Source organism: Alphaproteobacteria bacterium (genome assembly GCA_030740435.1).
GTDB lineage: Bacteria > Pseudomonadota > Alphaproteobacteria > UBA2966 > UBA2966.
Map to the genome: position 1 here is coordinate 1 of JASLXG010000132.1, position 17,440 is coordinate 17,440.

At 67.2% G+C, this 17,440-nt stretch carries 16 protein-coding genes; 3 read left to right on the forward strand and 13 right to left on the reverse strand.

Annotation, left to right across the window (positions count from 1 at the left end):
• Positions 1-217: 217 nt before the first annotated feature.
• The 3 genes from QGG75_13590 to QGG75_13600 are packed head-to-tail and all read right to left on the reverse strand — an operon-like array spanning position 218 to position 2,451.
• Positions 218-769 (reverse strand): carboxymuconolactone decarboxylase family protein, encoded by a 552-nt coding sequence (locus tag QGG75_13590; GenBank protein MDP6068264.1) that lies wholly within the window; start codon positions 767-769, stop codon positions 218-220.
• Between the two features lie 11 nt (positions 770-780).
• Positions 781-1,584 carry a glucose 1-dehydrogenase gene (locus tag QGG75_13595; protein MDP6068265.1) on the reverse strand — a complete coding sequence of 268 codons (804 nt, stop codon included), beginning with the start codon at positions 1,582-1,584 and terminating at the stop codon, positions 781-783.
• An 18-nt stretch (positions 1,585-1,602) separates the two neighbouring features.
• Positions 1,603-2,451: an SMP-30/gluconolactonase/LRE family protein gene (locus QGG75_13600; protein ID MDP6068266.1), complete on the reverse strand. Its 849-nt coding sequence runs from the start codon at positions 2,449-2,451 to the stop codon at positions 1,603-1,605.
• A 92-nt stretch (positions 2,452-2,543) separates the two neighbouring features.
• Here QGG75_13600 and QGG75_13605 point away from each other — a divergent pair, with 92 nt between their 5' ends.
• Positions 2,544-3,230: a transglutaminase family protein gene (locus QGG75_13605; protein ID MDP6068267.1), complete on the forward strand. Its 687-nt coding sequence runs from the start codon at positions 2,544-2,546 to the stop codon at positions 3,228-3,230.
• Positions 3,231-3,240: 10 nt separating this feature from the next.
• Here the strand turns inward: QGG75_13605 and QGG75_13610 are convergent, their stop codons facing one another.
• The 6 genes from QGG75_13610 to QGG75_13635 are packed head-to-tail and all read right to left on the reverse strand — an operon-like array spanning position 3,241 to position 11,170.
• A complete protein-coding gene (locus tag QGG75_13610) occupies positions 3,241-5,022 on the reverse strand; it encodes an ATP-binding protein (protein MDP6068268.1) in 1,782 nt (593 codons plus the stop codon).
• Positions 5,023-5,079: 57 nt separating this feature from the next.
• Positions 5,080-6,888 carry an adenylate/guanylate cyclase domain-containing protein gene (locus tag QGG75_13615; GenBank protein MDP6068269.1) on the reverse strand — a complete coding sequence of 603 codons (1,809 nt, stop codon included), beginning with the start codon at positions 6,886-6,888 and terminating at the stop codon, positions 5,080-5,082.
• 60 nt (positions 6,889-6,948) lie between these two features.
• Complete coding sequence (locus tag QGG75_13620) at positions 6,949-8,271, reverse strand: MATE family efflux transporter (GenBank protein ID MDP6068270.1); 1,323 nt, start codon at positions 8,269-8,271, stop codon at positions 6,949-6,951.
• Positions 8,272-8,290: 19 nt separating this feature from the next.
• The gene (locus QGG75_13625; GenBank protein ID MDP6068271.1) at positions 8,291-9,586 is read right to left on the reverse strand and encodes a TRAP transporter large permease; all 1,296 of its coding nucleotides are present in this window, start codon (positions 9,584-9,586) and stop codon (positions 8,291-8,293) included.
• Between the two features lie 7 nt (positions 9,587-9,593).
• Positions 9,594-10,148, reverse strand: a complete 555-nt coding sequence (locus QGG75_13630) for a TRAP transporter small permease (protein MDP6068272.1) — start codon at positions 10,146-10,148, stop codon at positions 9,594-9,596.
• On the reverse strand, positions 10,145-11,170 hold the full coding sequence (locus QGG75_13635) for a TRAP transporter substrate-binding protein (GenBank protein ID MDP6068273.1): 1,026 nt from the start codon (positions 11,168-11,170) through the stop codon (positions 10,145-10,147). The genes QGG75_13630 and QGG75_13635 overlap by 4 nt, the downstream gene beginning before the upstream one ends.
• A gap of 110 nt (positions 11,171-11,280) precedes the next feature.
• Between QGG75_13635 and QGG75_13640 the strand changes: the two genes are divergently transcribed.
• Complete coding sequence (locus QGG75_13640) at positions 11,281-12,048, forward strand: dienelactone hydrolase family protein (protein ID MDP6068274.1); 768 nt, start codon at positions 11,281-11,283, stop codon at positions 12,046-12,048.
• The gene (locus tag QGG75_13645) at positions 12,045-13,028 is read left to right on the forward strand and encodes an NADPH:quinone oxidoreductase family protein (protein ID MDP6068275.1); all 984 of its coding nucleotides are present in this window, start codon (positions 12,045-12,047) and stop codon (positions 13,026-13,028) included. The genes QGG75_13640 and QGG75_13645 overlap by 4 nt, the downstream gene beginning before the upstream one ends.
• Here the strand turns inward: QGG75_13645 and QGG75_13650 are convergent.
• From QGG75_13650 to QGG75_13665, 4 genes are read right to left on the reverse strand one after another with little or no spacing between them, the layout of a single operon-like run.
• Positions 13,025-14,584 carry a long-chain-fatty-acid--CoA ligase gene (locus QGG75_13650; protein MDP6068276.1) on the reverse strand — a complete coding sequence of 520 codons (1,560 nt, stop codon included), beginning with the start codon at positions 14,582-14,584 and terminating at the stop codon, positions 13,025-13,027. The genes QGG75_13645 and QGG75_13650 overlap by 4 nt on opposite strands.
• A 30-nt stretch (positions 14,585-14,614) precedes the next feature.
• Positions 14,615-15,457, reverse strand: coding sequence for an SDR family oxidoreductase (locus QGG75_13655; GenBank protein ID MDP6068277.1), 843 nt, complete (start codon positions 15,455-15,457; stop codon positions 14,615-14,617).
• A 27-nt stretch (positions 15,458-15,484) separates the two neighbouring features.
• Positions 15,485-16,255: a glucose 1-dehydrogenase gene (locus tag QGG75_13660; GenBank protein ID MDP6068278.1), complete on the reverse strand. Its 771-nt coding sequence runs from the start codon at positions 16,253-16,255 to the stop codon at positions 15,485-15,487.
• Between the two features lie 8 nt (positions 16,256-16,263).
• Positions 16,264-17,430 (reverse strand): acyl-CoA dehydrogenase family protein, encoded by a 1,167-nt coding sequence (locus QGG75_13665; protein MDP6068279.1) that lies wholly within the window; start codon positions 17,428-17,430, stop codon positions 16,264-16,266.
• Positions 17,431-17,440 lie beyond the last annotated feature (10 nt).

Sequence of the window (17,440 nt, forward strand, 5' to 3'; positions counted from 1 at the left end):
ACGAAACGTCCAATCCGGCATAGTACTTCATGGCTGCTCTCCTTAACGCTTCTTGTGGCTGGAACATCCAGACCACGTTCCAAAAGCTCGGAGAGTAGCCACCCTCAGCGCCGATTACCCCATCTCTGTGGTCAATTCTCCGTGCTTCAAGTGGCCTGTACTCGAGGATGTGGGCATGTCTCAACCCGCCTGCGTGGAGGGTGGGGGGCGGTTCGCCCTATTCCGCGGGCAGAGGAAACTCGTCCAGATACTTGAGATACCCCTCCTCGACGTCGATCTCGAGGCTGGCCAAAATACGTACGACGCCGTTGTAGAAGCCGATGGTCAGCACCAGGTCGGTGAGGCATTCGCTGTCGAGGTCCTGCGCCAGCGCGGCATAGGTCTCTTCCGAGATGGCCAAGTCCGTGGTCATCTCGCGGGCCGCCTTCAGCACCCAGCGCGCCAGCGGCTCGAGCTCGCTCTCGCGGCCGGCGCTTTCCTCGGCCAGGGCGGCCAAGTCGTCGTCCGTGACGCCGAAGTCGCGGCCGATCTCGATGTGGTGGCTGTATTCGTAGAGCGAGCGCGTGAGGTAGCCGACTTGCAGGATGGCGAGCTCGCGCAACCGGGTATCGAGCGGGCTTTCATAGCGGATGTAGCGGCCCATGCGGCCGAAGTTGCGGGCCCCGCCGGGGCTGTTGGCGATCGCCTTGTAGATGTTGAGGTCGCGCGCCAGCAGGTCCTGGTCGTCGGCCGAGAGATCGGCTTTCGTGATGTAGGGGATTCTCGCCATGGCTTCGGTTCCTAACCTTCGGCGTCGCGTTCGGGCGCCAGCAGAGTCACGCCGCCGTCGACCACGAGGGTCTGGCCGGTGATGTAGCGGGCCTGGTCCGAGAGCAGGAACCTGACCGCCTGGCCCACGTCCCAACCCGTGCCCTCGATCTTCAGGACGGAAGCCAGGCGGCGCGCCTCACGGGCCTTCTGGCTCATGCCGCCGGTGTAGACCATGGGCGTGTAAACCGGTCCGGGCGCCACGCAATTGACGCGGATGCCTTGGCCACCGTGATCGACGGCCATGGCTTTGGTGAGCGCGATGACGGCGCCCTTGGAAACGCTATAGGCGGTCAGGCCGCGAGGCCTCAGCGCCGAGATCGAGGAGACGTTGACGACGGCGCCGCCACCGCTCTCGACCATCGCCGGGATGGCGTGCTTGGCCGCCAGGAACATGGTCTCGACGTTCAATTGCATGACCTGGCGCCAGGTCTCGGGGTCTTCCTCGACGACGCTGCCGCGGCTGGCGATGCCGATGTTGTTGTCGAGAAAATCGAGCCGGCCGAAGCGTTCAAGCGTCGCCGTCACCATGTCGCGGCAGTCGTCCTCGTCGCTCACGTCGGCGGCGAAGGCGATGGCCTCGCCGCCCTGCTCGGCGATCATCTCGACGGTGCGCTCGGCCGCCTCGGCCAAGCGGTCGACCACGCAGACCTGGCAGCCGGCCCGGGCCAGCAGTATGGCCGCGGCGCGGCCGTTGCCGATATCGTCGCCGGCGGCGCCGCCGCCGGAAACGATGGCGACGCGGCCTTTGAGGCCGTCTCCATCTGGAACTTGCATGTCGCTCATGACGTCTCCTTACGGTAATCCGGCGCCGGGGACGGTGACGCGGACGGCGTCGATCTGCCCGTACTGGGTGGCGGCCGCGGCAGGGCCCGAATCGACGTTGGTGCAGACATAAAGCGTCCGGCGGTCGTCGCCGCCCAGCATGCAGGCATAGGAGCCGCGCTCGCCGGTCGAGATGGTCCGGGCTATGCGGCCGCCGTCGAAAACCCTGACCAGGCGCTTGCCGCGGGGGTCGGCGATCCACACCGCACCTTCGGCATCGAGGCAGATGCCGTCGGGAAAGACGTCGTCGAACTGGGCGAAGGTGCGGCGCCCGGTTAGGCCCCCGTCGGCCTCGATATGGAAGGCGGTGAGCCGGTTGGCGAAGGTCTCGGCGACGATCAGCGTGGTGCCGTCGGGGGTGATCGCCGTGCCGTTGGGAAACAAAAGCCCGTCGGCCACGGCGCGGCTGGAGCCGTCGGGGTCGACCCGGACCAGGCAAGTGGTGCGTTCGGCCTCGCCCTGGTGGCGGTCGAAGCCGAAGTTTCCGACATAGGCGCGGCCGGCCCCATCCACCACCATGTCGTTGCAGGGACCGCTGGCCAGATGGCCGAGATCGGCCACCGTCTCGAGGCCGCCGGTGTCCAGGCGCAACAGCCGGCGATCGAGCATCGAGACCACCAGCAGTTTGCCCTCGGGCGTCCAGCCCAGGCCCGAGGGCCGGCCCGGCACTTCCACGATGGTCTCGATCCGGCCCTCGCCATCCAGGGTCAACACCCGGTGGGAGTAGAAGTCGGAAAACCAGAGTTTTCCCTCGTGCCAGCGTGGTCCCTCGGCGAAAGTCAGGCCATCGACCAGGGTTTGAATGCCGTCATCGCTCATGCCGCCCTCCGCACGCCTGCGCTACGCCCGAGTATCCCCTTGGGCCAAAGGATGATAGGTAAGACGGCCCCCAACAACCAGCCCGACGGACTATGACCGAAGAACAGTACCTCGCAGCCACCTATTTCCTCGATTGGGACAACCCGGCGATTCAGGACTTTGCCAACCAGGCCACGAACGGTGCCGCAAAAGGCCCAAACCACGACATCGACCGTGCCTGCCGGCTCTTTTACGCCGTGCGCGACGGCATCCGCTACGACCCCTACAACGTCGAGATCTCGCGCCAAGGGCTGCGGGCCAGCTATTGCCTGCAGAACGGCTACGGCTTTTGCATCACCAAGGCGGCGGTGCTGGTGGCTTCGGCCCGATCACTGGGCATCCCCGCCCGTCCCGGTTACGCCGACGTGCGCAACCACCTGACCAGTCCGCGGCTGAAGAAGCTGATGAACGGCTCCGACGTTTTCGTCCACCACGGTTACGCCGAATTGAAACTGGAAGGACGCTGGATCAAGACCACGCCGACCTTCGACAAGCGGCTTTGCGACAAGGTGGGCATCGGCGTACTGGACTGGGACGGCCGCCAGGACGCCATGTTCCATCCCTTCGATCTCTCGGGCCAGCGCCACATGGAATACATCCGCGACCACGGCCCCCGCCCCGACCTGCCCTTCGAGGAGGTCATGAATTCCTGGATGGCCGAGTACGGCCACGTCTTCGAGCCCGAACGCATGCAGGGCAAGGGCGACTTCGCCGAGGAAGCCGAGGCCGTGACCCGGTGAGAAAACCGGGCTAATCCTTCAGCGCGGCGGCGACGGTTTGCCACAAAAGGTCGCGACGGAGCGGCGTCGTCAGGCTGGCGAAGAAGCCCGTTTCCTCGGCCGCGGCTCGGAGCGCTGGTTGCTCGTGGGGCGCCATGAAGATGGTCTTGCAGCCCTCGAGGCGGGTATCGGCAAGCAGCTTGCGACCCAGCGCCAGGCCATCCATATCCGGCAGTTGGTGATCGATCAGGGCGGCCGCGAAGTGCCCCTCGGCGGCACCTTGCAGCAGCGCCAGGGCCTGGCTGCCGCTAGCCGCCGTGGTTACCCGGACACCGGCGTGGGCCAGATAGAGCGCCGCGCCCTCACTGGTCGGCGTGGCCCGGGCCGCGAGAAGGACGCAGGCCGGGGCCAGGTCCGGTGCCGCCCGCCGCTGTTGGGCGGCGGTTTCCAGCACCAGGCCGAAGAAGAAGGTTGCACCCTGGCCGGAGCGGCTTTCGACGTCGATGCGGCCGCCCATCATTTCGACCAGGTGGCGACAGATGCCGAACCTCAGGCCGCTGCCGCCATAGCGCCGCGCCGGCCCGCCGTCGGCCCGCCGCAAGGGCTGAAAAAGCCTCTCCCGCTCAGCCGCCGTCAAGCCGATGCCGGTGTCGGCGACGCGGAACTCGAAGCGCGCTTCGGCCTCCGTGAACCGTCCCGATACGCCGATTCCGACGGCGCCGTGATCGGTGAACTTGATGGCGTTGCCGGTCAGGTTGAGCACAATCCGGTGCAGCCGCGCGGCATCGCCGAGTACCCGGTCGGGTAACGCCGGATCGATGAAGGTGGTCAGCTCGAGCCCCTTTTCGGCGGCCTGGGGGGCCAGCAACCCGGCCACCTCCTCGACCAGCTCGGGCAACGAGAACTCCAGCCGTTCGAGTTCCATGCGGCCGGCCTCGATCTTCGAGAAATCGAGGATGTCGTCGATTATGCCGAGCACTGCCGAGGCGTTCTGGCGCACGATCCTGGTCAGGCTGCGCTGCTCATTGTCGAGCCTGGTCTGGTCCAGGAGCTCGGTCGTCGATATGACGCCGTTCATGGGCCTACGCATCTCGTCGCTCATGGCGGCCAGCAACGACGACTTGGCCCGTTTGGCCGCCGCCACCACCTGGCGCGCGTCGGCCAGCTCGGCCGCCAGCGCGAAGTTTTGCCGGCGGCCGCGTTCGCGCCGCCAACGCATCGCCATGCCGGCGAAGCTTACGGCGATGAACATGGCGGCAAGGGCGACGCGTTCGTCGGGATCCAGGTTGAAAAAACCAAGGACCCGGATCAGCGCCACGATCATCAAGGTGTTCATCACCAGCATCGCATTGACGAAGCGGGTGGGCAGCAGGATGTGGCCCAGCGCGATAACGCCAAGGTCGCGCGCCAACGGTGCCAGTTTGTCGGGATCGGCCATGGCCTGGAAGAACAGGGTTTGGATGACGATGAGAAGGCCCAGCAGCAACATGCCGTGGTCCATCGCGCGATAGCCGGCCCGGCGCCAGACGGCAATCAACATGAAGGCGGCAAGCGCGATGTTTGCCATTCGCGAGGCCGTCACCCAGGGCGTCACCGTCGTGTTCTGGAAGGAAAGGTCCAGATCGGCGAGCGCCGCGAGAGCCAATGCGATCAGGCACATGATGACCACCAGGTGGCGCTGGTGGGGTTCGTCGGCGACGCGATATTGCTGCTCGACGCCGCCATCGCGAAACTCCGCCGCCAGGCTTTGCAGGCGCCAGGAGCCGGCATGGGGCGCGGCTTCGGCGCTCAGTCGTAGGCTTTGATGATCCACGGATACTCGACGCCGCTGATCTTGCCGACGCCCTGGCGCATGGTCTCATACCGCCCCTCAGACATCGCTTTCGATGCCGCCCTTGACGAGGCCGTCGACGATGCGGGCCGGCAGTGTGGGATCGGTGTAGGGCCAGATCTTCATGCGCTGGGCCAGCGAATAGTCGGGATTGAACTTTAATAGCTCGGCCCATTCCGCCTGGGCTTCATCTGGCCGTCCCTGGTGGCCGTGGATGGCGGCCAGGAAGAGATGCGCCGTGTCGGTGTTGGGGTTGCGCATGATGCGGCGGCGGAAGACGTCGGCGGCGCGCTCGAGATCGCCGGCCATGAAGCAGGCCTGGCCCAGGAACTGCAGCACCAGGTCGGGGTAAAAGGGATCGAGCAGCATGGATTTCTCCGCCGCCTCGATGGCGCGCTGGGAATTGCCGGCATAGTGCTCGGAATTGGCCAGCAGCTTGTAGCCGTCCGAGTTGTTGGGATCGAGCTCCAGCATGCTGTGGGCCGCCGCAGCCGTCTCCTCGGGCCGGCGTTGCCACATGCGCACCACGCCCAGCGCCAGATGCGAGAGAGGTTCCTCGGCATCCGCAGCCAGGGCGCGGGCCGCTGAGGCGTCGGCCTGGGCCAGCGTGGCCACGGGATCGGAGGTCCACTGGTTGGTGAATTGGGCGACGCCGATGATGGCCTTTGCGGCCAGCGCCTTGGCGTAGTCGGGATCGATGGTCAGGGCCTGGTCGATGTAGCCCAGCGCGTCACGGTTGGCTTCCTTGGTGCCCTGGTACATCAGCTCGCGGCAACGCAACAGGAAGTCGTAGGCCTCGGGATCGTCGGTGCCGCGCTTCAGGACGCGGCTTTCTTCCTGGGGCGAGAGCTCGATCTTGAGGGCGCCGACGATCTCGGCCGTGACCTCGTCCTGGACGGCAAAGATGTCGTCGAGCTGGCGGTCGTAGCGCTCGGCCCAGAGGTGGCCGCCGGTGCCGCCATCGATGAGCTGGGCGTTGATGCGCACGCGGTTGCCGGCCTTGCGTACGCTGCCCTCGAGGGCATGGCTGACGCCGAGCTCGGCGCACACCTCGGGGACGTTGACGGTGCGGCCCTTGTAGGTGAAGACCGAGTTGCGGGCGATCACGAAAAGTCCCGAAACCTTCGAGAGATCGGTGATGATGTCTTCGGTGATGCCGTCGGAGAAATATTCCTGCTCGGGGTCGTTCGACATGTTGTCGAAGGGCAGCACGGCGATCGAGGTGCGATCGGTGGCCGCCGGCGACGGCGCTACAGGCGGGGCGGTAGCGGCGGGCGGAGCCGCCTGTGCCGCAGCCGTTTCGCCCTCGGCTTCGATATCGAGTAGCAGCCGGTAGGTGCGCACCGGCTCGGCGATGTTCTTGACCTGCTGTTCGCCCATGGACTGGCAGTTGAAATCGGGCTTGGAGCGGATCTGCTCGTAGACGCTGCCCGAGATGCAGATACCGCCGGGCTCGGCCAGGGCTTCGAGCCGGGCCGCGATGTTGACGCCGTCGCCGTAGATGTCCTCGTCGTCGGCCATGATGTCGCCGAGGTTGATGCCGATGCGGAAATCCATGCGCCGCTCGGCCGCCACGCCCTGGTTGCGCACCGCCATATCGCTCTGCATCGAGACGGCGCAACTGGCGGCCTCGAGGACGGAGGAGAACTCGGCCAGGAAGCCGTCGCCGGTGTGCTTGACGATGGTGCCGCCGTGGCCCGCCACCAGGGGATCGATGACCTCGCGGCGGTGCGACCACCAGGCCTCCATGGTGGCGTCCTCGTCGCTGCTCATGAGGCGCGTATAGCCGGCCACGTCGGCCATCATCAGGGCCGCCAGCCGCCGCGCGATGGGTTTCTTGTCGCTCATGCCCCGGGTTTCCTTGCCGCTCGACAGACTAGCCCCCCGGCGCCCCAGGGTGAAGCGGCTTCAAACGCGGATCTGCGACCAGGCGCCGCGCCGCCACAAGAGCGCGAAGACCACGGTCTGCAAGATACGGTAGCCGGCCAGCGAGAGCCAGGTAGCGGTCAGGCCAAGCCCCATTACCGGTCCCACCAGCCAGGCCAGCGGCAGGCCGATGGCCCACTGGCTGACCACCGCGACGACCATCACCTGACGCGCCGCCCCGGCGCCCAACAGCGCGTGCATGAGCACCAGGCCGACGCCGTCGATGGCGATCAGCAGGCCGACCAGGCGCAACGAGGTCTCGCCCAGCGCAATCACCGCCGCCTCGTGGGCGAAGCCCGAGAGCAAAACCCCCGGTGCCAGTATTGCCGGCAGGCCCAAAAGCGCCATCAGAAAGCAGGCCAGGCCGGCCACCTGCCAGCCCCAGCGCGCGGCGTCGGCAACCTGCTTGCGGCCGAGCGCCTCGCCGACCAGCGTCAGCGCCGCGATGCCCAGTGCCATGCCGGGCAGGATGGCCACCAGCATGAGATTGAGAATGACGTTGGAAATCGCCAACTCATCGGTACCGATGTGGCCGACGATGACGAAGAAGGCGGTCAGGCCGGCGGCAAAGAGGAATTGCTGCAACGCCGACGGCACCGCCAGGCGCAGCATGGTCAGCATGGTCTGGCGCCCTGGCAGCCGGCTGAGGAAGCCCTGCCCCCGGGCCAGCCTGAGCGCCAGCACGAAATGCATGGCGCTGCCCAGCCCGAGCGCCAGCGTCGTGCCCATGCCGGCCCCGGCGGTGCCCAGCGCCGGCAGTCCCAGCTTGCCGAAGATCAGCACGTAGCTGATGGCCACGTTGGCGATCTGGATGGTGAGCAGGGTGTAGAGGTAGATGCGGGTGCGGCTCACCCCGGCCCAGTAGCCCCGGAAACAGAAATTGAAACCCACCGCGACCAGGCCGATGAGGCGCCATTCGAAATAGGGCAGGCCCTCGCGGATCACCGCCGGGTCGCTGTTGACCAGCGGCAGCAGCAGCGGCGCCAGCGCCACCAGGACCAGGCTCAGGGGCAACCCGACGACCAGCGCCAGGGCCAGGCCGCCGGTCAGCGGCACCGCCGTTTCCTCCGCGCGCCCCTCGCCCACGCGCCGCGCTGCCATGGCCTGGACGCCGGTGGAAAACCCCATCACCACGGCGGTGGCCATGAAGGTGGTGAAGCTGGCGATGCCGACGGCCGCCAACTGCGCCGTTCCCAGCACCCCGACCATGGCCGTGTCGACCAGGTTGAGGACGTTCTGCGACACCATGCCGCCGATGATGGGCAGCGCCAGGTCGCTGATCCTGCGCAGACGGTGTCGGCTCATGGCGGGGTCGCCGGCTGGGTTAGCGGAACATCAGTGAGGGCAGGTACGTCGAGAGCCAGGGTATGTGAACCAGGATGGCCAGGCGCACCACGTCGGCCAGACAAAAGGGCAGCACGCCGCGGATCAGCGTCGCCGTCGAAACATCCGGCAGCACGGCGCGCAAGACGAAGATGTTGATGCCCACCGGCGGCGTGATCAGGCTCAGTTCGGTGACGCAGACGACGATGATGCCGAACCAGATCATGTCGAAACCCAGGTCGGCCACCAGGGGGAAGAAAATGGGCACCGTCAGCAGCACCATGGAGATGCTCTCGAAGACGCAACCGAGCACGATGTAGATCACCAGAATGGTCCAGATCACCACCCAGGGCGACAGCGAAAAGCCGGTGACCAGGTCCTTGAGGGCCGCCGGCAGGCCGGCCGCGTTGACGAAGTTGGCGAACACCAGGGCGCCGATCAGCACCATGAACAGCATGGCCGTGGTGTAGGCGCTGTCGGCCAAGACCTCGAAGAACGAGCGCCAATCCAGGGTGCGGCGCAAAAGTGCCAGGGCCAGCGCCCCGACGGCGCCGATGCCGGCCGCCTCGGTGGGGGTGAAGATGCCGCCGTAGATGCCGCCCATGACCAGGGCAAACAGCACCAGCACGCCCCAGACGTCGCGCAGCGCCCGCAACCGTTCCGGCCAAGCGGTGCGTTCCGCCGCCGGACCGGCCTCGGGGCGAAAGCGGGTCACGGCGCGCACCGCCAGGGCGTAGCAGGCGATGGCCACCAGGCCCGGCAGAATGCCGGCGGCGAACAAGCGTCCGATGCTCTCCTCGGTGAGCAGGCCGTAGATCACCAGCAGGATGCTGGGCGGAATCAGGATGCCCAGCGTGCCGCCGGCGGCGATCGAGCCGGCGGCCAGCGAATCGGCGTAGCCGTAACGCCGCATCGAGGGCATGGCGACCTTGGCCATGGTTGCCGCCGTCGCCACTGATGATCCGCAGATGGCCCCGAAACCGGCGCAGGCCACCACGGTGGCCATGGCAAGGCCGCCGCGGTAGTGACCGAGGAAGGCGTTGGAGGCAGCGAAGAGGTCGTCGGAGAGGCGCGCCCGGGCCACCAGGCCGCCCATCAGGATAAACAGCGGCACCACCGAAAGGCCGTAGTCCAGCGCGGCGTCGCTGGCGATGTAGGCGACCTGGGCCAGCGAGGCCGACCAAGTCACCATCAGGCCAAAGCCGGCGAAGCCCACCAGCCCCATGGCGAAGGCGATGGGCACCCTGAGCAGCGCCAGCCCGAGCACCGCGGCGAGGCCGATAAGCGAGGCCGTCATGGCGTCCCTAGGAAGACCGCCGCAGGGCGCCGGCCAGCGTCAGCGCCAGCGCCGCCAGCGAGAGCGCGCAGGTGAACCAGGCCAACAGGCTCATCAGTTGAACCACGGGATGGATGGGGATACGCAGGTATTCGGTGACGTCGCCGTAACCCTTCATCGTCATCGCCAAGCTCCATAGCTCGGCCGCCAGGCCGGCCAGCACGAGCGCCGAGAGAGCCTGGACCAGGGCCCCGCCCCAGAGCGCCAGCCAGGCCGGCGTGACGTGGTCCAAGAGATCGATGGTGATGTGCGAGCCCCGCCAGGTGATGACCGGGAGGGCAGCGAATATCATCACCCCCATGGTCAGTTCGGTCAGCTCGTAGGCGCCCGGGATGGGCGCATTGAAGGCATAACGCGCCCAGACGTCGATAAAGGTGATCAGCGCCAGCGCCAGCATGGCCAGCGCCGCCAGGCCGCCCAGCGTGTGGTGCAGCCGGCGCTGAACGGTTTCGCCGGGGCCCTCGGCGCCGAGCGTCCCGGGGCCAGGGGCCCCGGGACGATCCTGCTGCAGGCTTTCGCTCACTCGCTTTTGAGGGCCTTGAGCTGGGCCGCGAAGTAGGCCAGCGCGGCCTGGCCGTCGACGCCCTTCTTGTTGGCCGCCGCTACCCAGGCTTCGTTGAAGCCGCCGAGCTTGCTCTTGAGCGCCGCCCGCATCTCGGCGCTGGCGGTCTGCACCTTGACGCCGTTCTGCTTGGCCAATTCGATGACCGGCGGATCGGCCTCGTCCCAGACCTTGCCGGACATGCGCACGAAGGCCTCGCCCGAGGCCCGCATGACCGCGTCCCGATCCTGCTTGGCCAGCTTGTCGAAAGCGCCCTGGTTCATGATCAGGTAGAAGCCCGAGTAATAAAGCCCCTCGGGCACCAGCGTCATGTGCTTGGTCACTTCCATCAGGCGGAAGGTCTTGGCGGTCTCGGGCGGCATCAGCACGCCGTCGACCACGCCCTGTTGCAGCATGGTGTAGACCTTGGGTGCCGGGGCGCCCACGGGCACGATGCCGAGGCGCTGGGCCACTACCTTGGCGACGCCACCGGGCACCCGGAACTTGCGGCCTTGGAGGTCGGCAAGCGTTTGTAGCGGGAACTTGGTCTGAAAGACGCCGCCCGTGGTGACCATGAAGCCCAGCAGCTTGACGCCGCGGTGCTCGCCGGCTTTGACGAAATACTTCTGGTGGGTGCGCCAGTGCGCCATGGCGATGTGGGTGGCGCTGGCGCCCCAGAACGGCAGCTCAGGTAGCTCGGCCAGCTTGAAACGCCCGGGCGTGTAGTCGTGCAGGCTCCAGCCGGCGTCGGCAACGCCGCTGGCGACGCGGTCGAAGACCCGGGGCGGCGGCATCTTCGGTGGGTGGCTGATCTCGACCTCGATCCGCCCCTGGCTGGCTTCTTCCACCATCTTCTTCCAGCCCGGCATGATCATCGAGTTGATGTGGTGCTTGGGCGAGGCCCAGGTATGCAAGCGGATCTTCGATTTGGCCGCGGCCGGCAGGGCCCCGCCGACGGCCAGGGCCAGCGCCGCAGTGGCCAAAATGACGGTTCTATGCTTCATGATTGCCTCCCCTTTAGGATCTTTTTGTTCGTCCGGGCCCGATGCTACCCGATTTGGCGCTCGCGATCGCGCCCCTCCGGCAGCGCCAATGAGGGCTGTATGATGCTGCCATGTTGCGTCTCGCGGTCTGCCTGTTGTTGGCGCTCGGCGCCGCCTGTGCCGCGCCGCCGCCGCCCGGCGAGCTCTCGGCCCTGCTGCGGCCCCACGACGTAGTCCACCGGCCGGCCGGCGAGGGCCCCTTTCCCGCCGTCGTCGTGCTGCATGGCTGCGGCGGGCGCAAGGATTGGCACGGCGGCCGTTGGGGACGCTGGCTGGCGGCCCGGGGCTATCTGGCGCTGGAGGTCGACAGCCTGACGCCGCGCGGGCTCGAATCCCGGACTGTCTGCCAGGGCCTTGCGCTGTGGGGCTCGAGCCGCGCCGCCGACGTTTGGGTCAGCCTGGCCGATTTGCGTCGTCATCCCGACGTCGATCCCCAGCGCCTGGCGCTGCTCGGCTTCTCGCACGGCGGCTGGGCCGCGCTCGACAGCTTGACGCTGGCCCAGCCCGGCCAATTGGACGGCCTCGGCGCCGTCGCGGTGCTCTATCCCTACTGCGGCGCCGCGGCCAGCCACCGTGCCGGCTGGTCGGTGCCGCTGCCGGTTCTGATGCTGCTGGCCGGCGCCGACCGCGAGGTCTCGAGGCCGGCCTGCGAGGAGGTGGCCCGGAGCCAGATCAAGCGCGGCCAACCGCTCGAGCTCCACGTCTATGCCGGTGCCGGCCATGCCTTCGACGCCGAGGCCGAGGCCCGGCTCACCGAAGATGCGCAAAATCGCGTGCAGCGCTTCCTCAGCCGCACTATTAAGGGTCGGCAACAGAACGAAAAGCGAGGCAGGCGATGAAAGCAGTGCTGTGCGAAGGCTTCACGGGGCCCGGCGGTTTGGCGATCCGCGACATCGACGAGCCCGAACCAGCCCCCGATCAGGTGCTGGTCGAGGTCCACGCGGCAACCGTCAATTTCATGGACCACCTGATCGTCAGCGGCCTCTACCAGATGAAGCCCGAGCTGCCCTTCGTCGCCGGCACCGATGCCGCCGGCGTGGTGCTGGCGGTAGGCAGCCAGGTCGCAGGCCTGGCGCCCGGCGACCGCGTGGCCTGCTTCAACTGGACCGGCGCCTTCGCCGAACGCATGGTGGCCGACGCGCACCGCAGCTTCCGCCTGCCCGACGGCGTCGACTTCGGGCCCGGCTCGGGTATTTTGCATGCCTACACCACCGGGCTTTACGCGCTGCGCGAGCGCGGCCAGCTGCAGGCCGGCGAAGTGCTGCTGGTCAACGGCGCCGCCGGCGGCGTCGGTCTGGCCGCCGTCGACATCGGCCGCCATATGGGGGCCCGGGTGATCGCCGCCGTGGGCTCCGACGAAAAGGCCCCTATCGTGCGCCAGTATGGTGCCGAGGCGGTGATCAACTACCAGCGCGAGAGCCTGAAGGAACGCGTGCGCGAGTTGACCCAGGGCGCCGGGGCCGACGTCATCTACGATCCCGTGGGCGGCGACGTCTTCGATCAATCGGTGCGCAGTGTGGCCTTTGGCGGCCGCATTCTGGTGGTCGGCTTCACCAGCGGCCGCATTCCCGAATTGCGCATGAACCAGCCGCTGCTCAAAAGCTGCTCCATCGTCGGTGTGCTCACGGGCAACTGGGGCGACCGCTTCCCGGACGAACACGACGCGCTCTGCCGCGATGTCCTAGACTGGGTGGCGGCCGGCCACTTGACCCCGCTGGTCTCGGAAACCTTGCCGCTGGAGGGCGTGGTCGAGGCCCTCGAACGCATCGCCGCCCGCCAGGTCCAGGGGCGCATCGTGCTGGAAGTGCGGTCGCCTTAGTTGATGGCCCGGTCCGTGCCCTGCCAATAAGGCTTGCGCAATTCCGTCTTGAGGATCTTGCCGGCGCCCGAGAGCGGTAGCGGATCGTCCACGAAAGCGACGCTCTGCGGGCACTTGTAGCCGGCGATCAGTTGCTTGCAGTGTGCCGTCAACGCCTCGTCCGCCAGCGTTTCGCCTTCCTTGCAGCGCACCACGGCGTGGACCTGCTCGCCCCACTTTTCGTGCGGGATGCCGATGACGGCGCACTCGGCCACCGCCGGGTGCTGGTAGATGGCGTCCTCGACCTCGGCCGAATAGACGTTCTCGCCGCCCGAGATGATCATGTCCTTGACGCGGTCGACGAGAAAGACGAAGCCGTCCTCGTCCATGTAGCCGCCGTCGCCGGTGTGCAGCCAGCCGCCGCGCAAGGTTTGGGCGGTAAGCTCGGGCTGCTTCCAATAGCCCTGCATGACGTTGTCGCCCCGGCCGCAGATCTCGCCCACGGTGCCGCGCGGCACCTCGTTGTCGTCGGCGTCGAGGATTCTCATCTCGACACCGGGAACGGCGCGGCCGGCCGAGCGGATCTTGCCCGCCATGGGCCCGCTGGTGACGTGGTATTCGTGCTCCATCACGGTCAGTACGGGGGAGGATTCGGTCTGGCCATAAGCCTGCATGAAGCGGGTCTGGGGGATGGTCTCCAGCGCCTTGGCGATCACCGCCTCGGGCATCGGAGAGGCGCCGTAGAGGATGTGGCGAAGCGAGGAAAGATCGGCATTGGCGGCCTCGGGGTGATTGATCACCATGTTGATCATGGTCGGGATCAGCATCGTAATGGTGACCTTTTCGCGCTCGATGGCAGCCAGCACCTCGGCCGGGTCGAAGGCGGTGATCATTGTCGAGCCGCCGGCCACGCTGGTCACGGCGAAGGTGGCGGCGCCATTGGCGAGGTGAAACATGGGGGCGGCGTGGAGATAGTTGCTGTCGGACCGGAAACCGGCGGCGGCGCTGAACTGCAAGGGATTGAGCAGCAGGTTGTTGTGGCTCAGCATGACGCCCTTGGGGCGTCCGGTGGTGCCGCCGGTGTAGAAAAGACCGGCCAGCTCGTCGCCACCCTGGTCGCGGGGCTCGATGGGGTTGGCCTCGGCCAACAGGGCCTCGTAAGACAGCAGGCCCTCGGGCGCCGCGCCGGTGCCGACGTGAATGACCGGGCCCAGGCTTTCGATCTGGTCCCGAAAGCGCGGCAGCATTTCCAGGAAATGGTCATCGACCAGCAGCACCGAGGCTTCCGAATCGTTGAGCCAGTGGACGATCTCGGGCACCGCCAGGCGCGTGTTGATGGGCACGAAGACGGCGCCGGCCCAGGGCACGGCAAAGAAATATTCGAGATACCAGTCGCTGTTGAGACCCAGCATGGCGACCCGGTCGCCGGGCTTGACGCCAAGCTCGACCAGCGCCGCGGCCAGCCGGGCCACGCGCTCGCCGAACCGGTTCCAGCTTTGCCGCCGCCCCTGATAATTGGTGGCCAGCCCCGGGCCGTTGACCTGCACCGCACGCCCCACCACCGAACTGATGCGCATATTTCTTTCCCTATGCTGGTGTTGCCGGCTTCAGACCTCGCTGATGCCGAAGGCGGTACGCATTTGCGCCAGGCTCTCCTGCTGCGGCGACCACATGCGGCCGCCGACCACGCCGCCGTCGACCACCAGATCGTGGCCGTTGATGAAGCTCGAGGCGTCGCTGGCCAGGAAGACGGCGGCCTGGGCGATGTCGTCCGGCAGGCCCGAACGCGGGATGGGCTGCAAGGCGGCCAGGCCCACCTTGACCGCCTCGACGGTGCCCTCCGCCGCCTCGTCGTCGAGTCCCATGACCTTGCCGAATATGCCGGTGGCGATGCCGCCCGGCGAGATGGTGTTGACGCGCACGCCGTCTTCGCCGAGTTCCATGGCGACGGAGCAACTCAGCTGCACCACCGCCGCCTTGGCCGCGCCGTAGGTCATGGACGACGAGAGGCCGGCGCGGCGCGCCGCCACGGAGCCGTTGCTGATGATGGAGCCTGATTTCTGCCGCCGCATCACCGGCGCCGCGTGCTTCAGGCCGAGGAAGACGCTGCTCAACAGCACCTTCAGCGCCGCCTCGAAGCCGTCCAAGGGAATCTCCTCGATGCGGCCCGAGGGCGCCGGGGCGCCGGCGTTGTTAAAGAGGCAATCGAGGCGGCCGTGCCGGGCCACTACGTGGTCGATCATGCCCTTGACGTCGGCCTCGCGCGTCATGTCGCCGGCCATGAACTCGCAGCGATCGCCGAGCGCCTCGGCGATCTCGTTGCCTTCCTTCCGCCGCCGCCCGGTGATCAGTACCTGGGCGCCTTCGGCCACGAAGACCTCGGCCGTGCAGCGCCCGATGCCGCTGGTGGCACCGGTGATGATGGTGATCTTGCCGTCAAGCTTGCCCATCTCTCGCTCCCGTTTTTCCGTTGTTCCTTATTGCGCCGTCCAGCCACCGTCGACGACCAGCGTGGCGCCGGTGATCAGAGCGGCTGCCGGCGAGGCCAGAAAGACCACGGCACCGACCATATCCTCGACCTGACCGAGCCGTCCCATGGGGATGCGGGCCAGTACCGATTCCTTGACCGAATCGCCGGACGCCATCAGGGCATCGATCATCGGCGTCTGGGTCACCGTCGGCCCCACCGTGTTGACCCGGATGTTCTTGGGCGCGAGCTCCACCGCCATGGATTTGCTCAAGCCCACGATGAAGTGCTTGGTCGCGGCGTAGATCGAATTCCCCGGCGCGCCCACGATGCCGTATTGCGACGAGATATTGACGATCGAGCCGCCGCCGTGGCGGTCCATCAGGCGGGCCGCCTCCTGAGCCACCACGAAGACGGCGCGGGCGTTGAGCCCGAGCATGGTGTCGAGGGCCGTGTCGTCGAAGTCGAGAAAGGGGCCCATGATGGCGGTGCCGGCGTTGTTCACCAGCACATCCAAGCGCTCCAGGCCATTGATGGCCTGGCGCACCTTGGGCGTCTCGGTGACATCGCAAACCAGGGCCCGGGCGGTGCCGCCCTTGGCGCCGATCTCGGCTGCCAGGGCTTCGATTTCGGCCGCCGTGCGGCTCATGGCGATGACCTCGGCTCCGGCTTCGGCCAGGGCCAGGGCGCAGCCCCGGCCGATGCCCCGGCCGGCGCCGGTGACCAGGGCGATTTGGCCGTCGAGCCGCATCGAGGGCAGCACTGTGGCGGGCCCGGTCATGGCCCTCCTTAAAGCCCCAGCACCGCTTTGGCGATGATGCCGCGCTGGATCTCGTTGCTGCCACCGAAGATGGTGGCGGCCCGGGCGTAAAGGTGCGCCGCCACCACGTTGCCCACGTGCTCGGGCACCAGCGGGTTGTTGCTGCCCCACTCGCTGGCCGGGATGGGGTAGGGCAGCGTGTGGTAGCCCAGCGTCTCGATGCTGAGCTGGAACACGGCCTGGGTCAGTTCCGAGCCCTTGATCTTGAGCAGCGAGGCTTCCGGCCCCGGCGACTGGCCGGCCTGTTCGGCCGTGAGGACGCGCAGTTCGGTATATTCCAGGGCCATCAGGTCGAGCTCTAGCTGGCCGATGCGGGCGCGCTGCTCGGCCTCCAGGTCCCGGGTGTTTTCCTTGAGCTTGCCGATCAGCTTGCGCGAACGCTGCACGCCGGCGATGCCGGTGCGCTCATGGCCCAGCAGGAACTTGGCGTAGGTCCAGCCCTTGCCCTCCTCGCCGATGCGATTGTGCTTGGGCACGCGCACGTCCTCGAAAAACACCTCGTTGACGTAGTGCCAGCCGTCGAGCGTGATGATGGGGCGCACCGTAATGCCGGGCGTTTTCATGTCGACGAGCAGGAAGGAAATGCCCTGCTGCGGCTTCACCTCCGGGTCGGTGCGCACCAGCATGAACATCATGTCGGCCCAGTGACCCTGACTGGTCCAGGTCTTCTGGCCGTTGATCAGGTAATGATCGCCATCGTCCTCGGCCCGGCTGCGCAAGGATGCCAGGTCCGAGCCCGAGCCCGGTTCGGAATAGCCCTGGCACCAGAAGTCGTCGGACGAAAGAATGCGCGGCAGGTAGCGGGCTTTCTGTTCATCCGTGCCGAAGGTGTAGATCACCGGCCCCACCATGCGCAGCCCGAAGGGCACCACCGTGGGCGCCCAAGCATCGGCCGAGGCGCGCTCGAAGATATAGCGCTGCGTCGGCGTCCAGCCGGGGCCGCCGTATTCCTCGGGCCAGGCCGGGGCGATCCAGCCCTGGTCGAAAAGAATGCGCTGCCAGCGGTAGAAGTCTTCTTTCTCCAGGTGGCCGCCGCGCTTTACCTTGGCGCTCAGTTCGGGCGGCAACTCGCGCTCGAGGAAATCCCGCACCTCGCCCTGGAAGGCCAGGTCCTGGTCGCTGAATTGAAGATCCATGGCGCTTGAT